The sequence below is a fragment of the Arthrobacter sp. E70 genome (genome assembly GCF_058266945.1).
The window spans coordinates 20,032-42,365 of the sequence record NZ_JBYQFR010000017.1; the positions used below are offsets into that span (position 1 = coordinate 20,032).

Consider the following 22,334-nt stretch of genomic DNA (forward strand, 5'->3'; position numbering starts at 1 on the left):
CCACTTAAGCCGTCGCCACTCATAGGAGGATCGAACTTGGCTCCCGATCCTGTTGGCGTGATTGTGGGCGAGGACGGCCTCGCCCGGCCCGCCTGGGCTTCCACCGACCCGCTGCTGCGGGCCTACTACGACCATGAATGGGGCCTGCCCGTCACCGACGAGCAGGGGCTTTACGAACGCATCTGCCTGGAGGGTTTCCAGGCAGGGCTGTCCTGGGCCACCATACTCCGCAAGCGCCCCGCCTTCCGCGCCGCCTTCGCGGACTTCGACCCCGATGCCGTGGCGCGCTACGGCCAAGCGGACATTGACCGCCTCATGCAGGACGCCGGCATTATCAGGAACCGCCTCAAGATCAACGCGACGATCAGGAATGCCAGGGCGACGCTTGATCTCCGCAGCGATGGGGGACTGGTGGACTTCGTGTGGAGTTTCCGCCCGGCCAGTACGCCGGCGCCGACGACGCCTGCCGATATCCCCACCCAATCCCCGGAGTCCATCGCCCTGTCCAAGGCGCTGCGGAAGCGGGGCTTCTCCTTTGTGGGACCCACCACCATGTTCGCCCTCATGGAAGCGGTGGGGATCGTGGATACACACCTGCTGGCGAGCCACCGGCGCGGGTCGTCCGGAATCTGGCCGTCCTGATTCTTCGCCGTCCTGGCTGCCAGCAAGGGTGGTTGTCCCCAGCTGTTGGGAAAGTTATCCACATTGTGGAGAACTTTCCGCCGCATCCCGGCGTTCCTCCCACTGTCCGGCGGCCACCGGGTTTGCAGTGGAAACCTGCCCCCGCCATGCGGTTATTAACAGTGTGGAATACCTGTGGATAAAGCAGCTTCTGCGCCCGCGGCTCACGGACGGTTGCGCCGGACCGGGTGGTGGCTGGTGATGGAGACCCGGTTGAAAGCATTCATGGTCACGGCCAGCCAACTCACCACGGAATACTCCTCCGCCGAAAGGCACTCGCGGGCAAAGGCTTCCTCCCGTTCCCTGGACTGCTGGTCCGGCAACTCCGTAATGCTTTCCACGAGGGCCAGGGCAGCACGCTCCCTGTCCGTGAACAGGGCTGTATCCCGCCATGCCGGGAGCACCGCCAGCCGCTGCGCGGTCTCTCCGGCCTCGCTGGCCTTCCGGACGTGGAGGTCCAGGCAGTAGGCGCAGCCGTTGATCTGGGAGATGCGCACATTGAGGAGTTCCAGCAGGCCCCTGCCAATGCCTGCCTCTTCTGCCGCTTCCTGGACCTTGAGTCCCAGTGCGCTCATGGCCTTCCACAGGGCCGGGTGCTGCTTATCCAGATAGAGGTGCTCAGTAGTGCGCGTCACGGCGGCCCTTCGTGTCGATCCTGGGTGGCAGGTAACCACAGGTAACCATCTTAGGATCACGCCCGTCCCCCGATGGGGAGCGCTTATCCACTTACCAACATCGCAATACCCACAACTTATCCACAGCTGTGGGAAACCTCGGGGAAAAACCCGACCTGGACCCGATCCTGCCTAGTCCTGCGGCATATTTGCCCCGGCAAACTACAGGACTGTCAGTTATTAACAGTGTGCATAACGTGTTGAAAGGGCCACCTGCACAGGGTAGAAGGTCCCTGATCTTCCCGCCGCAGGCCTGCATATCCACATACGGGAGCCAAACCGCCTGTTTATCCACTTACGCACACCACTATCCCCACAGGTTATCCACGGGTGTGGAAAAGGCGCTCGGTGCTGGAGCCGCCACTCCGCCATCGCGCGGATCGGGGCCACAAGCTGCGAGAACTACAGGCATGTAAGTTATTAACACTGTGGAAAAGAGCTGTGGAAAACGAAAACCCCAGCACCGTCCGGTACCGGGGTCACGCGTGGGGCCGAAGCCGCAAAGGAAATGCTAGAGGGTCACACGGACCCAGCTCACAGCGATGAGCAGCGCCAAAACCGCTGCGACGCCGAGGGCCTGGATCAGCCCCTGTCTGCGGCCGCGCGGGGTATAGGCGAACACCGCGGCGCACAGGCCGCCGGCAACCAGGCCGCCCAGGTGCGCCTGCCAGGCGATCTGGGGGATCAGGAAGCCGATGACGCCGTTGATGGCGATGAGTACCCAGAGTTGGCGTGTGTCCCCGCCGCGATGGCGCTGGATGAGGAGCATGGCACCGAAGAGGCCGAAGATCGCACCCGAGGCACCCACCACTCCATACAAGGGCTGGCCGGGCAGATAAAGCGGTGTGAGGAGCAGGTAGCCCACTGAACCGCCAAATGCCGACACCAGGTAAAGCACCAGGAACCGCAGGCGCCCCAGGAGCGGCTCCAGGGCCTGGCCGAACACCCAAAGCATGTACATGTTCAGGGCGATGTGCAGGATGAAGCCCTGCGAATGCAGGAATGCAGAGGTAAGCATCCGCCAGGGCTCGAACTCGCCCCAGCGGGGCTCCGCGTACACGTTCGCGAAGCCCAGGCTTTGGTACACCGCATCATTTGGAACCAGCCACTGCAGTACGTACAGCACCGCACAGGCGGCGATGATGCCGAACGTCACCAAAGGCCGGCCAGTGGCGACGGCGCCGCCATAGACCGTGCGTACCTCCGGCGTCGTCCGCTGCGTTTCATTGACGCAGTCAATGCACTGGAATCCGACGGCGGCCGCCCGCTGGCACTCAGGGCACGCCGGCCTGCCGCAACGCTGGCAGCGCACGTACGAGGGCCGGTCCGGGTGCCGCGGGCAGACCGGAACCTGCGCGGACGGCTCAGCCGACGGAATTCCGTAACTCATTCCCGGACGTTACAGCTTTTCGATGTCGATGCTGTTGATGGTGACGTCCTCAACGGGGCGGTCGCCCATGCCGGTGCGGACACCCTCGATGGCGTCCACTACCTTCTTGGATTCCTCGTCAGCCACTTCACCGAAGATGGTGTGCTTGCCCTGGAGCCAGTCCGTGGGAATGGTGGTGATGAAGAACTGTGACCCGTTGGTGCCCTTGCCCATCTGGATGCCGGCGTTGGCCATTGCCAGCTTGTAGGGCCGGTTGAAGCTGAGCTCCGGGTGGATTTCGTCATCGAAGCGGTAGCCGGGTCCGCCGGTGCCGCGGCCCAGGGGATCGCCCGCCTGAATCATGAAGTCCTTGATGATCCGGTGGAAGATCGTCCCGTTGTACAACGGGGTCCCGGTCTTGTCCTCGCCGGTCTCCGGGTGGGTCCACGCCTGCTCGCCCGTGGCGAGGCCGATGAAGTTCTTGACCGTCTTGGGAGCGTGGTTCCCGAACAGGTTAACCACGATGTCGCCGAGGCTGGTGTGGATGGTTGCTTTTGCAGTTGCGATGGCAGTCATAGGGCCCATTCTTCCATGGCGGCTATGGGCAGGGCTGGCTGCGGCAGCAGTTCCGCGCTGGGTGAAATCTCCCTAAAATCCGCAGAGTGAATAGCCCGTGAAGATCTGGGCACGTAGGCTAGCGACAGAACCGTCACATTAATCGGGAGGTAGTTGTGAAGAAATCGGATCGTATTGCCCGTGACCTTGAGCAGTCGGTCACCAGTGCGGTGGAAAATGCCAAGGATTGGGCGGCTCCTCGGGTGGAAGCTGCCGTGGAGTGGGCGGTTCCGAGGCTCCAGCACGGCCTGGACACTGCTTCTCCCAAGATCCAGGAAGGCCTCAAATCCGCCGCGCACAACCTGGCGGACGGCGTGGCCACGGTGACGCCGCGTATCCAGGACGGGCTGGCCCATCTGGCCCCCAAGATCAATGAGGTTGTGGAGGGCGCATCGCCCAGGCTGCACGAAGCCCTGGACAAGGCAACCCCGGTTGTCCTCAATGCCCGCGACCGTGTGGTGGTGGAATACCTGCCCCGGCTCTCGGACCAGATCGGTGTCGCTTCCGAGGCAGTGCACCGCACCCTCGAGAACACACCGGCCCGGGTGGACGCAGTGGCGCAGAAGCTGGGCGACGTGGGACTCATCCACGCCCTCCAGGAACAGGCCCAGGCCACCGGCACCCAGCTGAAGGCAGCTGCCACTGAAGCGGGCCGGACCGTAGGCGTTCAGCTTGCCCAGCCGGAAAAGCCCAAGAAGCGCGGCTGGCTGGTCTTTGGCGTCGTCGCTGCGGCAGTTGCCGCCGGCGTGGCCGCATGGAAGGCCTCCAAGCCGGTGGAAGACCCGTGGAAGACCCCCTCGCCCGTCACTCCGACGCCCGCTCCGGTGCCGGCTACCACTGTCAGCGACGTGAAGGAAGACGTGGCCGGAACTGCTGCCGGTGCCGCTGCTGACAAGGCCACCGACGCCGATGCCACGGAAAAGTCCGCCGAAACCGCTGACAAGGCAAAGCACGTGGCAGAGGCTTCGACCGAGGGCACCTCCGACGTAGCCACCGACGCCAAGACCGCCACCAGGAACATCGCTTCCAACATCGGCAACAACGGCAAAGGCACCAGCGAAGCCTAGGCACCGCTGCTGCCAGGGGCTCCGCTTCGGCGGGGCCCCTTTTGCATGCCGTGCGCTTCGCCGTCGGGAAAAGGCGCGGGTGCTAGATTTGAACTGATGCCAGCCAACCTATCTCTGGGGATGCCTTGAACGACGCAGCCGAGCAGCTCCGCGTATCCATCGTCATCCCGGCGTACAACGAGGAGAGCGTCATCCGGCAGTGCCTCATCGCTGCCATATACCAGTCCGTGCCGGCCCACGAGATCGTCGTGGTGGACAACCTCTCCAAGGACCGCACCGCCGCCATTGTCCGGCAGATGCAGCTGGAGTACCCCGAGAGCCGCATCCTTCTGCTGAGCCAGGACAAGGAACAGGGATTGATTCCCACCCGCAACTTCGGCCTGGACAGTGCCACCGGTGACATCCTGGGCCGCATCGACGCCGACTCCGTCCTGGAGCCGGACTGGGTGGAGCAGGTGCAGAAGGCCTTCGCGGACCCCGCCGTCCAGGCTGCCACCGGCCCGGTGGTCTACTACGACATGCCGATGCGCCGCTTCGGCCTCAAAGCGGACGACAAAATGCGCCAGCTCATGCTGAAGCTGGCCAAGCACCAGTATCACTTCCTCTTCGGCTCCAACATGGCCCTGCGCGCCAGTGCGTGGGAGGCCATCAGGGATGAGACCTGCCGGGACGAGAAGGACGAGATGCACGAGGACATCGACTTGTCCCTGCATTTGGCCGACCATGACCTTCCGGTCCGCTATTGTCCGCAAATGGTTTCCGGGATGTCTGCTCGGCGGCTGGAGGATTCACCACGCGATTACCGCTACTACGTCACACGGTTCGACCGGACGTACAAGGCCCATAACGTCCGGAAGATGGCGCTGAAGGCCCCCATGGTGGTGTTCTTCTCGGTGTATTTCCCGGCCAAGCTCCTGCGCGCAATCCACACGGTCAATACGGCCCAGCCGGTCCGCCGCGGCGGACAGTAGCCTTCAGTCGCCTTCAGGCGCCTTCAGTCCGTACCGAGCTCCACCAGCGGGCGGTCCGACGGCGGCTCGTCGCCGGGTGCCGTTCCGCGCCTGTTGCCCCTGCCGCTCCGTTGGCCAAGGACGACGACGGCGAGTCCCGCCAGGATCAGGCCGAGTCCGGCGTAGGTGCCCGCAGGGAGAGTCTCGTGCAGGAACAGGGCCGCCAGCAGTGCAGCACCGGGGATCTCGAGCAGGATGATCATCGAAACGAGGAGCGGGCTCATGGTGGCCAGCAGATGGTTGAATGCTGTGTGGCCCACCAGCTGGGCACAAACGGTGATCGCCGCAATACCGAGCCACCCGGCCGCCTCGAAGCCCGCCAGTGGCTGCCCTGACAGTACAGCCATGACCGCAACGAACGCGGCGCACATTCCGTAGCAGAGCGTGGTGTACGTCCCCGTGGTCATGCTCTGCCGGGCTTTGCCACCCGCCAGGGTGTAGAGGCCAGCCAGGGCCCCGCCCGCCAGGGCCAGCAGGTCACCCAGCAGCGCCTGGGACGATGACCCGAGGTCGAACCCGGTGATGGCCACCACGCCCCCGAAGGCAACGCCCAGGCCGGCCAGGACCTGCCAGCGGTGCCGGGTCCCTCGGATGAGCTGGAAGACCGCGATCCAGGCTGACTGGAGGCAGACCAGGGCCGTGGCGGCGGCAACGGACGTCAGTTGCAGCGAGGTGATGAAGCAGGCGAAGTGCAGGGCGAGGGCGATGGCTGCCACGAAGGACCATCGGAACTCGCGGCGGTTGATCCTGCGGAACTGTCCCGGCTCCCGCACCAGGGTTGGCGTGGCCATGACGGCCGCCGCGATGGCGTTGCGCCAAAAGGCAATAGCGAGTGCGCTCACGCTGGTGGCGCCAAGGGTGGCCGCGATCAACGGGCCGGACGAAGCAACGCCGAGGACTCCGAGGGCCGCGAAGAAGAAGTTCATTGCATACCCCTGTTGGCCGTCCCGATGGGAGATGGAAAGCAAAAGTCCCGGTCTGCGTTTCCGCTGACCGGGACTTTCCTATGGTGGAGGCACGGGGACTCGAACCCCGAACCCCCTGCTTGCAAAGCAGGTGCGCTACCAATTGCGCCATGCCCCCATAAGAAGCAACCCGTCCATCATACCCTGAAACCTGGAGGCCTTTGACCAGCTTCCAGACCGGGTGTCCGGCCTAGTCCACCGTGTCGGTTGACTGGCTCCAAACTGTTTTCCGGGCTTCGGATTCCTGTGCCTTCCGGTAGAGCAGGACGCCTGCGATCGCCGCTGCCACTACAAGCAACTTCTTCACATGCTCCCCGTTCCGGCCGGGCTGCGGACGAATCCGAACCTGACCTCCGTTTGAAACCTGCACAGGTTCCGTGGGCGTACCAGGACTTGAACCTGGGACCTCTTCGTTATCAGCGAAGCGCTCTAACCGCCTGAGCTATACGCCCCGATGCCTCATCGGGCCGAGACATGACTTTACAGCACATCCCGGCCCGATCTCAAATCGGGCGTTTCCACCGGCCGGGGACCGCTGGAAACGGTCTCCTAATCGTCGGTGAGGGTCACGCCGATGCCACCCACCAGGGTGGCGGCGATGTTGTAAAGGACCGCGGACAGCATGGACAGTGCCGTCAGCAGGACTACGTTGACGACGGCGATGATGGTGGCGAAGGATGCCACCTGCCCCAGGGATGCCACCTTCTTCAGCTCAAAGCCGCCGCTTTCGGATCCGGCCAGGGTTCCGAGCAGGCTGTCCACCTGGTCGAAGATGCCCGTGAGGTCCAGGACCGTCCACAGGACGATGGCGGCCACCACGGTAACGATCCCCAAAGCCACGGAGAGCAGGAACGCCATCTTCAGCACTGACCACGGATCCACTTTGCTGATCAGCAGCCGGGCCCGGCGGACCTTGGCCTTCGGCGCAGGCTTGACGAGCCCGGGCGTGCCCTGGCCGGTGCTTCCCTGGCCGGAGGGCGCCCCCGCGGGGCGCTGGCCCGCCGCCGGCGGGCGATGGCCGGGCTGTCCGGCAACCGGCCGTTGGCCGGGCTGCACAGGGCGCTCACCCTGCTGCTGCGGCCGCTGTGCCGGCGCAGCGGGACGCTGGCCGGGAACACCGGCAGGGGCTGCCGGACGCTGCTGCGGACGGACGGGGGCGTTCACGCGGGGTGCCGCTGAAGGCCGGTCGCCACCGGGAACAGTGCTGTTCGGCTTGGGAAATGAGTCGGAATTACTCACTCGTTACCTCCGTGTTGTCTTCGTTCGGCTCAGCGTCGCCCGAGGCGTCCTCTGACTCAACGGCCGGTGATTCTTCTGCCATTGCTGGCGCGGCGGAGTCCCCAGCGGGCCCGCCATCTTCAGCCAACGTTACGTCATCGCCGGACGATTCCTCGTCCTCGAGACCGCGTTCGCTGTTGCGCGCCACCTCGATGATCCGGTCGTTCTTGTCCGGCTTGGCGAAGATAACGCCCATGGTGTCACGTCCCTTGGCAGGGACCCCGGCGACGGAGGAGCGGACAACCTTGCCGCCTTCCATGACCACCAGGACCTCGTCTTCTTCCTGGACGATGAGGGCTCCCACCAGGTCGCCGCGTTCCTCCGCAAGCTTGGCGACCTTGATGCCCAGTCCGCCGCGGCCCTGAAGCCGGTATTCCTCCACCGCCGTGCGCTTGGCGTAGCCGCCTTCCGTGACGATGAAGACGAAGGAACCGTCGGTCACCACATTGGCAGCGAGCAGCTCATCGTCCTCGCGGAACTTCATTCCGGTAACGCCCGACGTCGCCCGCCCCATGGGGCGCAGCGCGTCCTCGCTCGCGGTGAAACGGATGGACTGGCCCTTGCGGGACACCAGCAGCAGGTCATCGGTTTCCGAGACCAGCTGGGCGGATACCAGTTCGTCGCCGTCGCGCAGGTTGATCGCGATGACCCCGGCGGAGCGGTTGGTGTCGTAGTCCTCCAGCCGGGTCTTCTTCACCAGGCCGTTCTTGGTGGCCAGGACCAGGTACGGCGCCTGCTGGTAGTCCCGGAGGTCCAGGACCTGGGCGATGTGTTCCTCGGGCTGGAATGCCAGCAGGTTGGCAACGTGTTGGCCCTTGGCGTCGCGGCCCGCCTCCATCAGCTCGTACGCCTTGGCGCGGTACACCCGTCCGAGGTTGGTGAAGAACAGCAGCCAGTGGTGCGTGGTAGTGACGAAGAAGTGCTCCACGACGTCGTCGCCGCGCAGCTGGGCACCCTTGATGCCCTTGCCGCCGCGCTGTTGCGAACGGTAGTTGTCGCTGCGGGTCCTCTTGACGTACCCGCCGCGGGTGATGGTGACCACCATCTCCTCTTCGGGGATGAGGTCCTCCATGGACATGTCCCCGTCATAGCCCATGAGGATCTTCGTGCGGCGGTCGTCGCCGTGCTTTTCGACGATCTCACCGAGTTCGGTACTGATAATCTCGCGCTGGCGCTGCTCAGAGGCGAGGATCTCCTTGTATTCGGCGATCAGTGCTTCGAGTTCGGCGTGCTTTTCCTGGATGCGCTGGCGTTCCAGCGCAGCGAGCCGGCGCAGCTGCATGTCAAGGATGGCCCGCGCCTGGAGCTCATCGATGTCCAGCAACTCCATGAGTCCGTCACGCGCGGTCTCGGTGGTGCTGGATGCCCGGATGAGGGCAATAACCTCGTCCAGCATGTCCAGTGCCTTCAACAGGGCACGGAGGATGTGTGCTTCCTCCTCCGCCTTCCGCAACCGGTACCGGGTGCGGCGGGCAATGACGTCCATCTGGTGGGTCACCCAGTGGCGGATGAACGCGTCCAGGCTCAGGGTCCGGGGCACACCGTCCACGATCGCCAGCATGTTCGCGGAGAAGTTGCTCTGCAGTTCGGTGTGCTTGTAGAGGTTGTTCAGCACCACCTTGGGCACGGCGTCGCGCTTCAGCACGATCACGAGGCGCTGGCCCGTGCGCCCGGAGGTTTCGTCGCGGAGGTCGGCGATGCCCTGGATCTTGCCGTCCTTGACCAGTTCGGCGATCTTGATGGCAAGGTTGTCCGGGTTGGCTTGGTACGGAAGTTCGGTCACCACGAGGCAGGTGCGGCCCTGCAGTTCCTCGACAGCCACCACGGCACGCATGGTGACCGAACCGCGGCCGGTGCGGTAGGCGTCCTCGATGCCCTTGTGGCCCAGGATGGTGGCGCCGGTGGGGAAATCAGGCCCCTTGACCCGGAGCAGGAGTTCCTCGAGCAGCTCCTCGCGGCTGGCACCCGGATTGGCCAGGTACCACTGGACGCCGTCGGCCACTTCGCGCAGGTTATGCGGGGGGATGTTGGTGGCCATGCCCACGGCGATGCCGGACGAACCGTTGACCAGCAGGTTGGGGAACCTGGCGGGCAGGATGGTGGGTTCCTGGTTCTTGCCGTCGTAGTTGTCCTGGAAATCGACGGTTTCCTCGTCGATGTCGCGGACCATCTCCATGGCCAGCGGGGCCATCTTGGTTTCGGTGTAACGGGGGGCGGCGGCGCCGTCGTTGCCGGGCGACCCGAAGTTGCCCTGGCCCAGCGCCAGCGGGTAGCGCATGGTCCAGTCCTGGATCAGGCGCACCAGGGCGTCGTAGATTGCCGTGTCACCGTGCGGGTGGTACTGGCCCATGACCTCGCCCACCACGCGGGCGCACTTGTTGAAGGAGCGGTCGGGACGGTAGCCGCCGTCGAACATCGCATACAGGACGCGGCGGTGTACGGGCTTCAGACCGTCGCGGACGTCAGGAAGGGCACGGCCAACGATGACCGCCATGGCGTAGTCCAGGTAAGACCGCTGCATTTCGGTCTGCAGGTCCACCTGCTCCACGCGGTCGATCAGCACGTCGCCCTCAAGAACGGTGTCCGGATTCCCGGCCTCGGGGGCGGGGGTCTCGGGTGTTTCGTCGCTCATTATGTATTTTCCGTTTCAGGTATATGCCGGTTTCCGAATACTTTGGCCAGGGGCTTTAGATATCGAGGAACCTGACGTCCTTGGCGTTCTGCTGGATGAAGTTGCGGCGTGATTCCACGTCTTCGCCCATGAGGACGGAGAAGATCTGGTCGGCTGCGAGGGCGTCGTCCATAGTCACCTGCAGCAGCGTGCGGTGGTCCGGGTCCATGGTGGTGTCCCAGAGTTCGGTGTAGTCCATCTCGCCCAGGCCCTTGTAGCGTTGGATGCCGTTGTCTTTGGGGATGCGGCGGCCTGCTGCCTGGCCAGCAACCAGTTTCGCGTCACGTTCGCGGTCGCTGTAGACGTAGTCGTGCGGGGCGTTGGACCACTTGATCCGGTACAGCGGCGGCTGCGCCAAATACACATAGCCGTTCTCGATCAAGGGACGCATGTAGCGGAACAGCAAGGTCATGAGCAACGTGGTGATGTGCTGTCCATCGACGTCGGCATCAGCCATCAGGACGATCTTGTGGTACCGCAGCTTGGCGAGGTCGAAGTCCTCGCCGATGCCGGTGCCGAACGCGGTGATCATCGACTGGACCTCGGCGTTGCCCAAGGCCTTGTCCAGGCGGGCACGCTCCACGTTCAGGATCTTGCCGCGCAGCGGCAGGATGGCCTGCGTTTCCGGGTTCCTGCCACGCTTGGCGGAACCGCCGGCCGAGTCGCCCTCCACGATGTAGACCTCGCATTTCTCCGGGTCTTTGGAGGAGCAGTCGGAGAGTTTGCCGGGCATGCCAAAGGACTCCAGCGGGCTCTTGCGCCGGGCGTTGTCACGGGCTTTCCGCGCCGCCATTCGAGCCTGGGCGGCGGAAATGGCTTTGCGGATCACGTCACGGGCGGGGCCGGGGTTGCGCTCCAGCCAGTCACCCAGGCCATCGGTGACCACACGCTGGACAAAGCCCTTCACCTCGGAATTGCCCAGCTTGGTCTTGGTCTGGCCTTCGAACTGCGGCTCGGACAGCTTGACGGAGATGACAGCGGTGAGGCCTTCGCGGATGTCGTCGCCGGTGAGGTTGTCGTCCTTCTCCTTGATAATGCCCTTTTCCCGGGCATACCTGTTGATGAGCGACGTCAGGGCGGCGCGGAACCCCTCTTCGTGGGTGCCGCCCTCATGGGTGTTGATGGTGTTGGCGTAGGTGTGCACGCTCTCGGAGTAGGCGCTGGTCCACTGCATTGCCATTTCCAGCGCGATGCGGCGCTCGGTGTCCTCAGTTTCGAAGGCGATGACGTCCTCGTGGACAACCTCCACCTTCTTACCGGAGTTCAGGTGCTTGACGTAGTCCAGCAGGCCTTCGTTGTACTGGTACACCACGGTGCGGTGTTCGGCCTTGACCTCACCCTCGGTGACCAGCTCGTCGAGGTCGAGATCGGCGTCCGCGTCGTCGGTGGCCGCGTCGCGTTCATCCGTCAGCGTGATGCGCAGTCCCTTGTTGAGGAATGCCATCTGCTGGAAGCGGGCGCGCAGCGTCTCGAAATCGAACTCGGTGGTCTCGAAGATGGCCGGGTCCGGGTAGAAAACCTGGGTGGTGCCGGTGGCGTCCGTCTCTTCGCCCTTGACCAGGCTGCCCTGGGGCTTGCCGCCGTTGGCGAAGGACATCCGCCATACGTGCCCCTGCCGGCGGACCTCCGTGTCCACCCGGCTGGAAAGTGCATTGACCACGGAGATACCCACGCCGTGCAGGCCGCCGGAGACAGCGTAGCCGCCGCCGCCGAACTTGCCGCCGGCGTGCAGGATGGTCATCACCACTTCAACCGTGGGTTTGTGCTCTGTGGGGTGCATGTCGACGGGAATCCCGCGGCCGTCATCCACGACCTTGACGCCGCCATCCGCCTGCAGCACTACTTCGATGTGGCTGCAGTAACCGGCCAAAGCCTCGTCAACTGAGTTGTCCACCACTTCATAGACCAGGTGGTGGAGGCCACGGGGTCCGGTGGAGCCGATGTACATGCCGGGCCGTTTCCGGACAGCTTCGAGGCCTTCCAGGACAGTGATGTCACTGGCGCCGTACTCCCGGGGAGTTGGGGATCCCGCCGTATCGGGCGTGCGGCCATCCTCAACTGCGGTTTCAGCTGCCAGAATGTCTGTATTGTCGTTAGCCACAGGCGCTGTCGACTCCTCTGTTCTCGATGATGGCCGGCCGGTGTCCCTTCCACTGGGAAAGGGCACCCGCCAACAGGCACAAACTTATGGCGCCGGTGGCTCGCTGACGGTTTGGTGATCCACTTTCCGCGTGCGGATACGCGCGGAAAACGGACTCAGTCAACGTTTTACCCGCGCCCAGTTATCTGCGACAATTCTACCGCGAACAGGCCCATATCCCCGCATTCCCGGGCCGTGGGCGGCCGCCGACATGGCTGTGCGAAGCTCTTGGGCCCGCCTAGGGCGGCCCAGCGGTAGGGCCTCCGGGTGCCTATACACGCGCCCGGCCTTGCAGGCCTCTACACGCCGCAGGGCGCAGTTTCAAGACCCGGCCGTGTTTATCCGTACGTGTCCCGCGGGCCACGCCCATTGACGCTCCGCCCGCCCTTTCGCCAGCTGGGTGCCGTCGGACCCAGTACCTGGATCGTGGTGACGACGCCGTCGCCCAGCTCGCGGCGGAACTTCTCGAGCAGGCTGGTGCTGAGCAGCCTCAGTTGCGTGGCCCAGGCGGTGGAGTCGCAGCGCACGTGCAGCGTGGTGCCGGTAAAGCTTTCGGGTGTGCAGTGCGCGGAGATATCCGGGCCCACCAAAGTGGCCCATTCCGCCATGACGGATCCGACGGCGACTGGCGAGGACCAGCCCCGCTCGGCCACCAGCCGGCCTACAACTTTGCCCAGTCCCAGCGGGTCCCGTCCCGTGGCATGGAACTGGCTGAAGCCGCGGGTGTCACGGAGGCCGCGCTTGGCCTTTTGTGTTCCCGGGCCCGGGGCTTTCCGACGGATTTCCCCCCGTGCGGCAGCAGCCTCCCGCACCCTGTTGAGTGCGGCCTGCGGGGCGTCGATGTTGTCAGGTTCACGGCCGGGCTGCAGTCCGCCGGAAGGGTCACTGTCCCTGCTCATCGATACCTCCCGGGATGACCTTCACCCGCCGCCCGGACAGTTCTTCCGGAATGTCGGCGTCGACGGCGGCGGTCACCAGGACCTGTTCCGCGCCGGAGACTATTGCCGCCAGTTTACGCCGCCGCTGGACGTCCAGCTCGGCAAAAACGTCGTCGAGGATCAGGATGGGGGCGGATCCGCCGGTCCGGGCATCGTCCAGCATTACGTAGTACGAGGCGAGCCGAAGGGAAAGGCACATGGACCAGGTTTCGCCGTGCGATGCATAGCCTTTCGCCGGTGCCTGCCCGAGCGTCAGCTCGAGGTCGTCGCGGTGCGGGCCCACCAGGGAAATCCCGCGTTCCAGTTCCTTCTTGCGGGATTCGGCGAAGGCCTGGACGTACCTTCCGGCCAGTTGTTCGACCGAAAGCAGGCGCAAGTCTTCGTTCTCGGCTTTCGTATCTCCAGCCGCGGTGCGGTGCCCAGCTGCGGTGGGAACGCCGTCGTCGTCCATCTGGTTCTGGAGCGTGGACCGGTAGGTGGCGTCAGCGGGCTTGGACCCATCCGTCAACCCCGCATAGGCGCTGGCCAGGTGCGGCCGCAGCCGCTCCACCAGTTCGAGGCGCGCATGCAGCAGCTCCGCGCCGGCCTTGGCCATGTGCTGGTCCCAGACATCCAGGGTTGCCTCATGAGCGGACGTGAATTTACCGGCCCTGGCCGACTTGAGCAGGGCGTTGCGCTGTTTCAGGACCCGGTCGTAGTCCGCGCGGGTGGCAGCGTGGTGCGGAATGAGGCTGGCGAGCAGTTCGTCAAGGAAGCGGCGGCGGTTGGAGGGATCCCCCTTGACCAGGGCGAGGTCTTCGGGGGCGAAAAGCACAGTCTGGCAGATGCCGAGAAGGTCGCGTGCCCGCACCGGGTTGCTGCGGTTGATGCGTCCCCGATTGGCGCGGCCGGCGTTGATTTCCAGTTCAAGCACCGTGGTCTGGTTGCCGCGCACGAGGCGGGCGCGGACGAGTGCCCGCTCTGTGCCGAACCGCAGGAGGGGGGCATCGGAGCTGACGCGGTGGGAGCTGAGCGTGGCCAGGTAGCCGATGGCTTCCATCAGGTTGGTTTTGCCGATGCCGTTGTAGCCGACCAGGACCGTCACGCCCGGCCCCAGGGCGAGGTCGACCTGGGCGTAGCTGCGGAAGTCGGTCAGTGAAAGGTGTTCCAGGTACACGGAGATTTAGGCAATTCCGGGAACCTCGCGGGTTCCCTCTGGTTGCTACTTGGCGGGACGGGTGGCGTGGCCACCGAACTGGTGGCGCAGTGCGGACACCATCTTCATGGCCGGCGAGCTGTCCTCGCGCGATTCAAAACGGGCAAATAGCGCGGCCGTGATGGCGGGCGCCGGAATGGCGTTGGCGATGGCTTCTTCCACGGTCCACCTTCCCTCGCCCGAATCCTCGACGTAGTCGTCGATGTTCTGCAGGCCAGGGTCCTCATCCAGCGCCTTGACCAAGAGGTCCAGCAGCCAGGACCGCACCACAGTGCCCTTTTGCCAGGCGCGGAATGTGCCGGGCAAGTCATTGATGATGTCTTTGGACGCCAGCAGCTGGTAGCCCTCGGCATATGCCTGCATCAGCCCGTATTCGATGCCGTTGTGCACCATCTTGGCGTAGTGCCCGGCACCGATTCCGCCGACGTGCACAAAGCTGTCCGCCCGTTCACCCTCCGGCCGCAGGGCATCGAAAACAGGCAGGGCACGTTCGATGTCCGCTGCGTCCCCGCCGGCCATCAGGCCATAACCGTTCTGAAGTCCCCACACCCCGCCGGATACACCGCAATCCGCGAAGCGGATGCCCTTGGCCGTGAGCAACTCGCCGTGTTTCTGGTCTTCCGTGAACCGGGAATTTCCGCCGTCAATGACGAGGTCACCTGGTTCGAGCTTTTCACCAAGTTCGGTAATGACGGCGTCCGTAATGGGCCCGGCAGGCACCATCACCCAGATGATCCGGGGCGCCGGGACCGCTGAAATCAGTTCATCAACGCTGGCGGCATCCGTGACTTCGGGGTTCCGGTCGTAGCCGGTGACCTCCACCCCGCCCTTGCGCAGCCGCTCGCGCATGTTGAATCCCATTTTGCCAAGGCCGATCAGTCCGATGTGCATCGTGGAACTCTTTTCTGCGCTAATGGTTGGCGGTGGCTGGGAGCCGGTGGATGGGTGGGTGGGCCCCGATGGGGACTAGTTCGGCAGCCGGACAGGCATCACCAGGTAGCGGTAGTCGTCCTGGTCTTCGCCGTCGGCATCGGCCTGCGCCGTGATCATTGCCGGTTTGGGTGCGGTGGTGAACGAGAACCGGACGAACTTGGTTTCGATCACGCTGAGGCCTTCCACCAGGTAGTGCGGGTTGAAGGCAACCGTGATGTCGTCCCCGGAAAGCTGCGCTTCCAATTCCTCCGAAGCCTGGGCATCTTCACCGGTGCCGGCGTCCAGGTTCAGCAGGCCTGCAGTGAAGGCGAGCCGGACCGGGGTGTTCCGTTCGGCCACCAGCGAGACACGGCGGACGGCCTCCACCAGTTCCTGGGTCTGCACCGTGGCGTGGATGGGTGTCGATTCGGGGAAGAGCGACCGGATCTTGGGGTAATCGCCATCCACCAGCAGGGAGGTGGTAGTGCGGCCGCCGCTTTCGAATCCGATCAGCCGGCTGTCGTCATTGGACAGGGCCAGGCTGATGTCGCCGCTGTTGCCCAGCGTCTTGGCTACTTCGTTGAGAGTTTTGGCCTTGACGAGGGCGCTGGTGGAAATGCCGGGCGTGACGGGCTTCCACGGCACCTCGCGCATCGCGAGCCGGTAGCGGTCCGTGGCGAGGAGGGTGATGAGGTCGTCCTCGATCTCCATGCGCACACCGGTGAGGATCGGGAGGGTGTCGTCCTTGCTGGCGGCGATGATCACCTGGGACACGGCCTGGGCGAAGGCATCGCCCGGAACCGTTCCACTGATGGCGGGCAGCGAAGGGAGCGGAGGGTATTCCGCTTCCGGCATGGTGGCCAGGTGGAAGCTGCTTCGGCGGCAGGTGAGGGTGACCTTGTTGCCGTCGGTTTCGACGTCGACGGGTGCCGAAGGCAAGCTGCGGCAGATGTCGGCAAGCAGCCGTCCGGAGACGAGGATAGTGCCTTCGTCACGGATGTCCGCGGCTATTTCGAGGCGCGCGGAGGTTTCGTAATCGAAGCTCGAAAGGCTCACGGTTCCGGCTTCGGCCTTCAGGAGGAGGCCGGAAAGGACTGGCACCGGCGGCCGCGGAGACAAGGAACGGGCTGTCCAGGTAACGGCTTCTGCCAGGACGTCCCGATCGACTCTGAACTTCACGGAAGGGTGCCGCCTTTCATTGCTGTTGCCATGTAAACCCGCCGAACTTCGCGGGGAAACTCCGGAAAATCTTGCCGGCGCCGCGGCTGGTGCATGGTCCGCACAGGCGGAAACCACACGAAAACCCAAGGATGGGAGCGCTGCTGACAGCTTAGCCGGAAGATCCGGGATTAACCCATCCCCCAAACCTCGGCCCGGCCCTTCGTGGGGCCGGCAGGCCCGCGCGGGAGGCGTGCGGTTCGATCTTGTTGTTTGAGGGATTTCGATTTTTTGGGATTCGTAGTGTTAATAACTGCTGTGGAAACTGTGGATAACCCGGTCCCGCCGCATGGATCCGCGGTTAAGCCCTGTTCACGGTGTGTGCGTTTCCTGGGTTTTAAACAGGGTGTGGATGGGGACAACGCGAAAGCCGATTTTTAACGATCCACAGACGGCTTAAGGGTTTTAAGCCCATTAATCGCGCTTGTCCCCTTAAGTATCCACAGGCTTATCCACATGGCCCTGTTAATAAGGTATAGAGTGCGCGGTGCGATGTGGATTCAGGAGCCGCGCTGTTGCTGCTTGATGCGGTTCGTCAGTTCCGTCACCTGGTTGTAGATCACACGGCGCTCAGCCATGAGTTCACGGATCTTCCGGTCAGCGTGGATGACGGTGGTGTGGTCGCGGCCGCCGAGTTCCTGTCCGATCTTCGGCAGTGACATGTCCGTCAGTTCCCGGCAGAGGTACATTGCGATCTGCCGCGCCGTGACCAAGGTCCTGGTCCGCGACTTGCTGCAAAGCTCCTCCATGCTGAGCTTGAAGTAGTCCGCGGTCTGCTGGAGGATCTGGCTGGACGTGATCTCCTCCGCTCCGTCGTCGGTGATCAGGTCCTTCAGGACCATCTCGGCCAGGGCGACATCGACCGGCTGGCGGTTCAGGCTGGCGAAGGCCGTGACACGGATCAGGGCACCCTCCAGTTCACGAATATTGCTGGAGATCTTCGAAGCGATGTATTCCAGGGCATCATCCGGTGCGGACAGGCCCTCGCTGAGCGCCTTCTTGCGGAGGATGGCGATACGGGTTTCGAGTTCCGGCGGCTGGATGTCGGTCAGCAGGCCCCACTCGAAGCGCGACTTCATGCGGTCCTCGAACCCGGCCAGCAGCTTGGGCGGCTGGTCCGAGGTGATCACAACCTGCTTGTTGTTGTTATGCAGGGAGTTGAATGTGTGGAAGAACTCCTCCAGCGTGCGGTCTTTGCCGGCCAGGAACTGGATGTCATCGATCAGCAGCACATCCACGTTCCGGTACGTGGTCTTGAAACTGGCACCCTCATCGTCGCGGATGGAATTGATGAAGTCGTTGGTGAATTCCTCGGAATTGACGTATCGGACGCGGATGCCGCTGTACAGCCGGCGGGCGTAATGGCCGATGGCGTGCAGGAGGTGGGTTTTACCCAGCCCGGAGTCACCGTAGATGAAGAGCGGGTTGTAAGCCTTGGCCGGAGCTTCGGCAACAGCGACTGCGGCGGCATGGGCAAAGCGGTTTGAGGAACCGATCACGAAGGTATCGAAGACATACTTGGGGTTCAGCCGGCCGAATTCGTGCGAAGTGCTGGGCAGCATGGGCTGCGGCTTCTGCTCGATCAGCTGGTCGGGCGCAAAGGAAGGCTCGACGACGGGCTCCGGCTCTTCGTGAATCGGGACAAGGTCGGTGTCGACATCAATGGCGCACCGGATGTCCTCGGAAAAGACGTTGTGCAGGGCATCGTCGAGGGCATCCTTGACCTGCGTCTGGAGTACCTCGCGGGTGAGCTCGTTGGGAACGGCCACCAGGAGGGTGGAGCCGATCAGGCCCTGGGCCTGGGCAAGGATGACAAAGCCCCGCTGCCGGGGCGAAACGCGGTGGTCCTGCTCCAGCAGGCTGACAACGCGGCGCCAGGAACTTCCGACAGTATTGGCGTGGTTGGCTTCGTCTACTGTCATCAATCGGTTCCCTCAAAACTTGCTATGCCTGCATTACCTGCAGCCCCAAGTCCGGAACCAGGGTGCTGGCCCCGCTTAATCCACAGGCTTATGCACAGCCCGTGGATAATCGGCTACTGGGACACTCTAGGGGATGAAAAGCCTAGAAGATAGCTGGCTAACTGGCTGTGGATAATTACACGGTTGTGGTTTCCAAAGCGGGTCTGTGAGCCACTTCATCCACAGGCTGTGGGGACAACTTAGCAACAGTTGGGGACAGCGCCCCGGGGCCGTTCCGGTTTGACTCGGCGCCGTAAATTGCCCTAACGTTGTGAAGTCCTTTGTGTCCGCTTTTTGGCCCCATCTGAACCTTCCAGTCGCAGCGCGCCTGGGCAGTCGGGGAAAGCGTGCATATACAAAACTTAGCGTCGGCCAGTTCTTCCCCATACTGATCGGGTGGGCGCACCTTTGATCCACTGGAGTAACTAACGTGAGCAAGCGGACTTTTCAGCCGAATAACCGCCGTCGAGCCAAGAAGCACGGCTTCCGCCTTCGTATGCGTACCCGTGCCGGCCGCGCCATCCTGGCAGCCCGTCGTGGCAAGGGCCGCACCGAACTTTCGGCCTAATAACTGACTTGTCGGTAGACATCCCTTTGCGAGTTTAAGGTGCTGGCCGCCCGCAACCGCCTGAGGACTGCGACCGATTTTTCAACAACCGTACGTTCCGGTGTCCGCAATGGACGCCGGAACGTAGTGTTATATGCGGCAGCCATTGCTGCCGACGAACCCAGCCGGATCGGGTTTATTGTTTCCAAAAGCGTAGGGAACGCTGTCACCAGGAACCTCGTTAAGAGGAGACTGAGGGAAGCGGCTGCTGCCTCGCTGCGTGAACACGCAACTGGGCTTGCGATTGTGGTGCGGGCACTGCCCGCGTCCGCGTTCGCCAGCTGGGACCAGCTGTTGGCCGACTACAACGCAGCACTGGAAACTACACAGAACCGGCTGGCTGGCCGTTCTTTACGGGCTGCCGCCACTGGTTCGACCGGTACAACACAGGAGGGGACAACGCGTGCCTAACGCCACCGCCGTCGTCGCCCGTTTCCGCACTGTGCCCGCAGCCGTGGGCAGGTTCCTCTGGAACCTGCCCCGGAACATTCTCATTCTTCTGCTGATGGCCTACCGCAAGGTGGTTTCGCCCTTGTACGGCCCGGTCTGCAGGTTCTTTCCCTCATGCTCGGCCTACGCCCTTGAAGCGGTCACCGTCCATGGCGCCGTCAAGGGAAGCTGGCTCTCGCTGCGGCGCCTTGGACGCTGCCACCCATGGAACGCCGGCGGTGTGGACCACGTCCCCGCCGGCCACCGGGAATGGCCCGCTGGCCAGACCCCCACAATTGTTGTGCTGAACAACCCGGACAAGTACCTGGTTGATCGGACTGATGGAGAAGGCCGCACTGCGGCCTGACGAATAGGGATAAGTATGGACTTCTTTGAAACAATCATGTTTCCGTTCAAGTGGCTTGTGTCCATCATCATGGTGGGCTTCCACGAGGGCCTGAGCGCCATTGGCATGCCGGGGGCCTCGGGCTGGACCTGGACGCTGTCCATCATCGGCCTGGTGCTGGTGATCCGTGCCGCGCTGATCCCGGTCTTCGTCAAGCAGATCAAGGCCCAGCGCGGTATGCAGCTCCTGCAGCCGGACCTGAAGAAGCTCCAGGACAAGTACAAGGGCAAGACCGACCAGCTGTCCCGCCAGGCCATGGCGCAGGAACAGATGGCAATGTACAAAAAGCACGGAACCAACCCGTTCTCTGCCTGCCTGCCCATGCTGATCCAGATGCCGTTCTTCTTTGCGCTCTTCCAGGTGCTCTCCGGCATATCGGCCGCCCGCGACAAGGGCCAGGGCATCGGCGCCATGAGCCACCAGCAGGTTGAACAGTTCGACGAATCCACCATCTTTGGTGCGCCGCTCTCGGCAACTCTTCTGCACAACCCCGAGGGCAACCCTGTTGCCGTCACCATCCTGACGATCGTGATGATCCTGGCCATGACGGCGTCGCAGTTCATCACGCAAAAGCAGATCATGGCCAAGAACATGTCTGAAGAAGCCATGGCAAGCCCGTTCATGCGGCAGCAGAAGATGATGCTCTACATCCTGCCGATCGTGTTCGGCGTGGGTGGCATCAACTTCCCCATCGGTGTCCTGATCTACTGGACCACCACCAACCTGTGGACCATGGGCCAGCAGTTCTTCGTGATCCGCCGCATGCCGACGCCCGGTTCCCCCGCAGCCAAGGCCCTCGCTGAGCGCCGGGCGGCAAAGGGCTTGCCCGCCCTTTCTGTCCTGACTGGCAAGAAGGACGAGGCACCGGAAGCGGCAGGAGCCACAGCGATCCAGACCAAGGGCCAGCGCGCCCAGCCCCAGCGCAAGAACAGGAAGAAGAAGTAATGTCAGCCGAGAGCTCTGAGCACGCCTTTTCTGAAGAGATCGAAGACCAGGACGGGTCCGTGGATTCCGCTTCCCCCGCCGCCAAGGTTTCCGCCGTAAGCCGCCTCGAGGAAGAGGGGGACATTGCTGCCGACTACCTGGAGGAACTGCTGGACATCGCCGATATTGACGGCGACATCGACATCGAGGTCCGCAACGGCCGCACCTACATTTCCATCGTCGCCGACGAGGAAGCCGAGGGACTCGAAGGCCTCGTGGGCGAGGATGGAGAGGTACTTGAAGCCCTCCAGGAACTCACCCGCCTCGCTGTGCTTTCCGCCACCGAAAACCGTTCACGGCTTGTCCTGGACATCAACGGCTACCGCAAGGAACGTTCCGGCCACCTTCAAAAGATCGCCGAGGACGCCGCCGCATCCGTGAAGGAAACAGGGAAGTCGGTGACCCTTGAGCCGATGAGCGCTTACGAACGGAAGATCGTGCACGACGCCGTGGCCGACCTCGGCCTGGTCAGCGAGTCCGAGGGCGAAGGTGCCGGACGCCACATTGTTGTATCCGCCAACTAGAGATTGCTGATCATGGTTGACATCACGGCGGCAGAACTTCACGCTGCTGAGAAGATCTTCGGCGACCGCCTGGAACTTGCCAAGCGGTACGTCGAGCATCTGGCTACCTCCGGAACCGAGCGCGGCCTGATCGGGCCCCGTGAGATTCCTCGGCTATGGAGCCGCCACGTGCTGAACTGCGCGGTCATCGAGAGCGAGATCGCCCACGGAAGCCACGTGGCCGACGTCGGAAGCGGCGCCGGACTGCCCGGACTGTGCCTTGCCATCGCACGGCCCGACCTCGAGCTGACGCTTATTGAACCCCTCGAACGCAGGGTGATTTGGCTGCAGGAAGTGGTTGATGACCTGGGCCTGGACAACGTCACTGTGATGCGCACCCGGGCTGAGCTCGCCGTCGGACATGTGGACGCCGACGTGGTGACCGCGCGCGCTGTGTCCGCGTTGACCAACCTGGCCGGAATGACCATTCCGCTCCTGGCCGGGCACGGCGAAGTGGTGGCCATCAAAGGCCGCAGCGCCGCTGAGGAAATCGATAAGGCTGCGAAGGTCATCCGCAAGCTGGGCGGAGTGGAGACCTCCGTCGTCACTGTCGGTGAGGAGCTCCTGGAGGAGCCCACCACAGTGGTTCGCATCGTTGTGAACAAGTCCCAAAAGAAGTCCTAATGCGGTCCCGCTGACGCCGGTCAGCGG

22 protein-coding genes and 2 tRNA genes are annotated in these 22,334 nt (G+C 63.6%); 9 read left to right on the forward strand and 15 right to left on the reverse strand.

Translation table 11 applies throughout. The features are described from left to right. Positions 1-36: 36 nt before the first annotated feature. A complete protein-coding gene (locus AC3IMC_RS18060) occupies positions 37-642 on the forward strand; it encodes a DNA-3-methyladenine glycosylase I (RefSeq protein WP_490920105.1) in 606 nt (201 codons plus the stop codon). Between the two features lie 203 nt (positions 643-845). On the opposite strand, the gene AC3IMC_RS18065 is transcribed toward AC3IMC_RS18060, so the two are convergent. The 3 genes from AC3IMC_RS18065 to AC3IMC_RS18075 all read right to left on the reverse strand — a co-directional run bounded on the left by AC3IMC_RS18065 (position 846) and on the right by AC3IMC_RS18075 (position 3,300). Beyond that, positions 846-1,256 (reverse strand): carboxymuconolactone decarboxylase family protein, encoded by a 411-nt coding sequence (locus AC3IMC_RS18065; RefSeq protein ID WP_490920175.1) that lies wholly within the window; start codon positions 1,254-1,256, stop codon positions 846-848. Between the two features lie 610 nt (positions 1,257-1,866). After that, positions 1,867-2,745 (reverse strand): rhomboid family intramembrane serine protease, encoded by an 879-nt coding sequence (locus tag AC3IMC_RS18070; protein WP_490920106.1) that lies wholly within the window; start codon positions 2,743-2,745, stop codon positions 1,867-1,869. 9 nt (positions 2,746-2,754) lie between these two features. Beyond that, positions 2,755-3,300 (reverse strand): peptidylprolyl isomerase, encoded by a 546-nt coding sequence (locus tag AC3IMC_RS18075; protein ID WP_490920107.1) that lies wholly within the window; start codon positions 3,298-3,300, stop codon positions 2,755-2,757. 155 nt (positions 3,301-3,455) lie between these two features. Here AC3IMC_RS18075 and AC3IMC_RS18080 point away from each other — a divergent pair, with 155 nt between their 5' ends. Further along, positions 3,456-4,406: a hypothetical protein gene (locus tag AC3IMC_RS18080; protein WP_490920109.1), complete on the forward strand. Its 951-nt coding sequence runs from the start codon at positions 3,456-3,458 to the stop codon at positions 4,404-4,406. 125 nt (positions 4,407-4,531) lie between these two features. Then, positions 4,532-5,377, forward strand: coding sequence for a glycosyltransferase family 2 protein (locus tag AC3IMC_RS18085; protein WP_490920110.1), 846 nt, complete (start codon positions 4,532-4,534; stop codon positions 5,375-5,377). Between the two features lie 23 nt (positions 5,378-5,400). Here AC3IMC_RS18085 and AC3IMC_RS18090 read toward each other — a convergent pair whose 3' ends face one another. From AC3IMC_RS18090 to dnaA, 12 genes are all read right to left on the reverse strand, one after another. Continuing rightward, the gene (locus AC3IMC_RS18090) at positions 5,401-6,342 is read right to left on the reverse strand and encodes a DMT family transporter (protein WP_490920111.1); all 942 of its coding nucleotides are present in this window, start codon (positions 6,340-6,342) and stop codon (positions 5,401-5,403) included. An 81-nt stretch (positions 6,343-6,423) separates the two neighbouring features. Further along, positions 6,424-6,499 (reverse strand) — tRNA-Ala (locus tag AC3IMC_RS18095). Between the two features lie 72 nt (positions 6,500-6,571). Then, entirely contained in the window at positions 6,572-6,688 is a 117-nt protein-coding gene (locus tag AC3IMC_RS18100; RefSeq protein WP_221384434.1) for a DLW-39 family protein, read from the reverse strand. Positions 6,689-6,759: 71 nt separating this feature from the next. After that, positions 6,760-6,833 (reverse strand) — tRNA-Ile (locus tag AC3IMC_RS18105). Positions 6,834-6,930: 97 nt separating this feature from the next. Beyond that, positions 6,931-7,620 (reverse strand): DUF3566 domain-containing protein, encoded by a 690-nt coding sequence (locus AC3IMC_RS18110; protein WP_490920113.1) that lies wholly within the window; start codon positions 7,618-7,620, stop codon positions 6,931-6,933. Beyond that, positions 7,613-10,291, reverse strand: coding sequence for a DNA gyrase subunit A (gyrA, locus tag AC3IMC_RS18115; protein WP_490920115.1), 2,679 nt, complete (start codon positions 10,289-10,291; stop codon positions 7,613-7,615). The genes AC3IMC_RS18110 and gyrA overlap by 8 nt, the downstream gene beginning before the upstream one ends. A 55-nt stretch (positions 10,292-10,346) precedes the next feature. Then, positions 10,347-12,431 carry a DNA topoisomerase (ATP-hydrolyzing) subunit B gene (gene gyrB / locus AC3IMC_RS18120; protein WP_490920116.1) on the reverse strand — a complete coding sequence of 695 codons (2,085 nt, stop codon included), beginning with the start codon at positions 12,429-12,431 and terminating at the stop codon, positions 10,347-10,349. Positions 12,432-12,808: 377 nt separating this feature from the next. Next, positions 12,809-13,369 carry a DciA family protein gene (locus tag AC3IMC_RS18125; protein WP_490920118.1) on the reverse strand — a complete coding sequence of 187 codons (561 nt, stop codon included), beginning with the start codon at positions 13,367-13,369 and terminating at the stop codon, positions 12,809-12,811. After that, on the reverse strand, positions 13,353-14,564 hold the full coding sequence (recF, locus tag AC3IMC_RS18130) for a DNA replication/repair protein RecF (protein WP_490920122.1): 1,212 nt from the start codon (positions 14,562-14,564) through the stop codon (positions 13,353-13,355). Before recF ends, AC3IMC_RS18125 begins: the two co-directional genes overlap by 17 nt. 45 nt (positions 14,565-14,609) lie before the next feature. Next, positions 14,610-15,518 carry a phosphogluconate dehydrogenase (NAD(+)-dependent, decarboxylating) gene (gene gnd / locus AC3IMC_RS18135; RefSeq protein WP_490920176.1) on the reverse strand — a complete coding sequence of 303 codons (909 nt, stop codon included), beginning with the start codon at positions 15,516-15,518 and terminating at the stop codon, positions 14,610-14,612. A 51-nt stretch (positions 15,519-15,569) separates the two neighbouring features. Further along, complete coding sequence (gene dnaN, locus AC3IMC_RS18140; RefSeq protein WP_490920124.1) at positions 15,570-16,694, reverse strand: DNA polymerase III subunit beta; 1,125 nt, start codon at positions 16,692-16,694, stop codon at positions 15,570-15,572. A gap of 539 nt (positions 16,695-17,233) precedes the next feature. Further along, complete coding sequence (dnaA, locus tag AC3IMC_RS18145) at positions 17,234-18,655, reverse strand: chromosomal replication initiator protein DnaA (RefSeq protein ID WP_490920125.1); 1,422 nt, start codon at positions 18,653-18,655, stop codon at positions 17,234-17,236. A gap of 469 nt (positions 18,656-19,124) precedes the next feature. Here dnaA and rpmH point away from each other — a divergent pair, with 469 nt between their 5' ends. The 6 genes from rpmH to rsmG are packed head-to-tail and all read left to right on the forward strand — an operon-like array spanning position 19,125 to position 22,307. After that, the gene (gene rpmH / locus AC3IMC_RS18150) at positions 19,125-19,262 is read left to right on the forward strand and encodes a 50S ribosomal protein L34 (RefSeq protein ID WP_003800212.1); all 138 of its coding nucleotides are present in this window, start codon (positions 19,125-19,127) and stop codon (positions 19,260-19,262) included. Positions 19,263-19,301: 39 nt separating this feature from the next. Continuing rightward, positions 19,302-19,712, forward strand: coding sequence for a ribonuclease P protein component (gene rnpA / locus AC3IMC_RS18155; RefSeq protein WP_490920126.1), 411 nt, complete (start codon positions 19,302-19,304; stop codon positions 19,710-19,712). Next, on the forward strand, positions 19,705-20,097 hold the full coding sequence (yidD, locus tag AC3IMC_RS18160) for a membrane protein insertion efficiency factor YidD (protein WP_490920128.1): 393 nt from the start codon (positions 19,705-19,707) through the stop codon (positions 20,095-20,097). Before rnpA ends, yidD begins: the two co-directional genes overlap by 8 nt. Positions 20,098-20,112: 15 nt before the next feature. Then, positions 20,113-21,081 (forward strand): membrane protein insertase YidC, encoded by a 969-nt coding sequence (gene yidC / locus AC3IMC_RS18165; protein WP_490920130.1) that lies wholly within the window; start codon positions 20,113-20,115, stop codon positions 21,079-21,081. Beyond that, positions 21,081-21,644: a Jag family protein gene (locus AC3IMC_RS18170; RefSeq protein ID WP_490920132.1), complete on the forward strand. Its 564-nt coding sequence runs from the start codon at positions 21,081-21,083 to the stop codon at positions 21,642-21,644. The genes yidC and AC3IMC_RS18170 overlap by 1 nt, the downstream gene beginning before the upstream one ends. Before the next feature lie 12 nt (positions 21,645-21,656). Beyond that, entirely contained in the window at positions 21,657-22,307 is a 651-nt protein-coding gene (gene rsmG / locus AC3IMC_RS18175; RefSeq protein ID WP_490920134.1) for a 16S rRNA (guanine(527)-N(7))-methyltransferase RsmG, read from the forward strand. Positions 22,308-22,334: the final 27 nt, after the last annotated feature.

Coding starts and splice junctions, on each gene's coding strand:
- AC3IMC_RS18090 (WP_490920111.1), bottom strand. CDS start 6,342: ATGAACTTCTTCTTCGCGGCCCTCGGAGTCCTCGGCGTTGCTTCGTCC.
- AC3IMC_RS18170 (WP_490920132.1), top strand. CDS start 21,081: ATGTCAGCCGAGAGCTCTGAGCACGCCTTTTCTGAAGAGATCGAAGAC.
- dnaA (WP_490920125.1), bottom strand. CDS start 18,655: ATGACAGTAGACGAAGCCAACCACGCCAATACTGTCGGAAGTTCCTGG.
- rsmG (WP_490920134.1), top strand. CDS start 21,657: ATGGTTGACATCACGGCGGCAGAACTTCACGCTGCTGAGAAGATCTTC.
- AC3IMC_RS18075 (WP_490920107.1), bottom strand. CDS start 3,300: ATGACTGCCATCGCAACTGCAAAAGCAACCATCCACACCAGCCTCGGC.
- AC3IMC_RS18125 (WP_490920118.1), bottom strand. CDS start 13,369: ATGAGCAGGGACAGTGACCCTTCCGGCGGACTGCAGCCCGGCCGTGAA.
- AC3IMC_RS18065 (WP_490920175.1), bottom strand. CDS start 1,256: ATGAGCGCACTGGGACTCAAGGTCCAGGAAGCGGCAGAAGAGGCAGGC.
- gyrA (WP_490920115.1), bottom strand. CDS start 10,291: ATGAGCGACGAAACACCCGAGACCCCCGCCCCCGAGGCCGGGAATCCG.
- AC3IMC_RS18070 (WP_490920106.1), bottom strand. CDS start 2,745: ATGAGTTACGGAATTCCGTCGGCTGAGCCGTCCGCGCAGGTTCCGGTC.
- yidC (WP_490920130.1), top strand. CDS start 20,113: ATGGACTTCTTTGAAACAATCATGTTTCCGTTCAAGTGGCTTGTGTCC.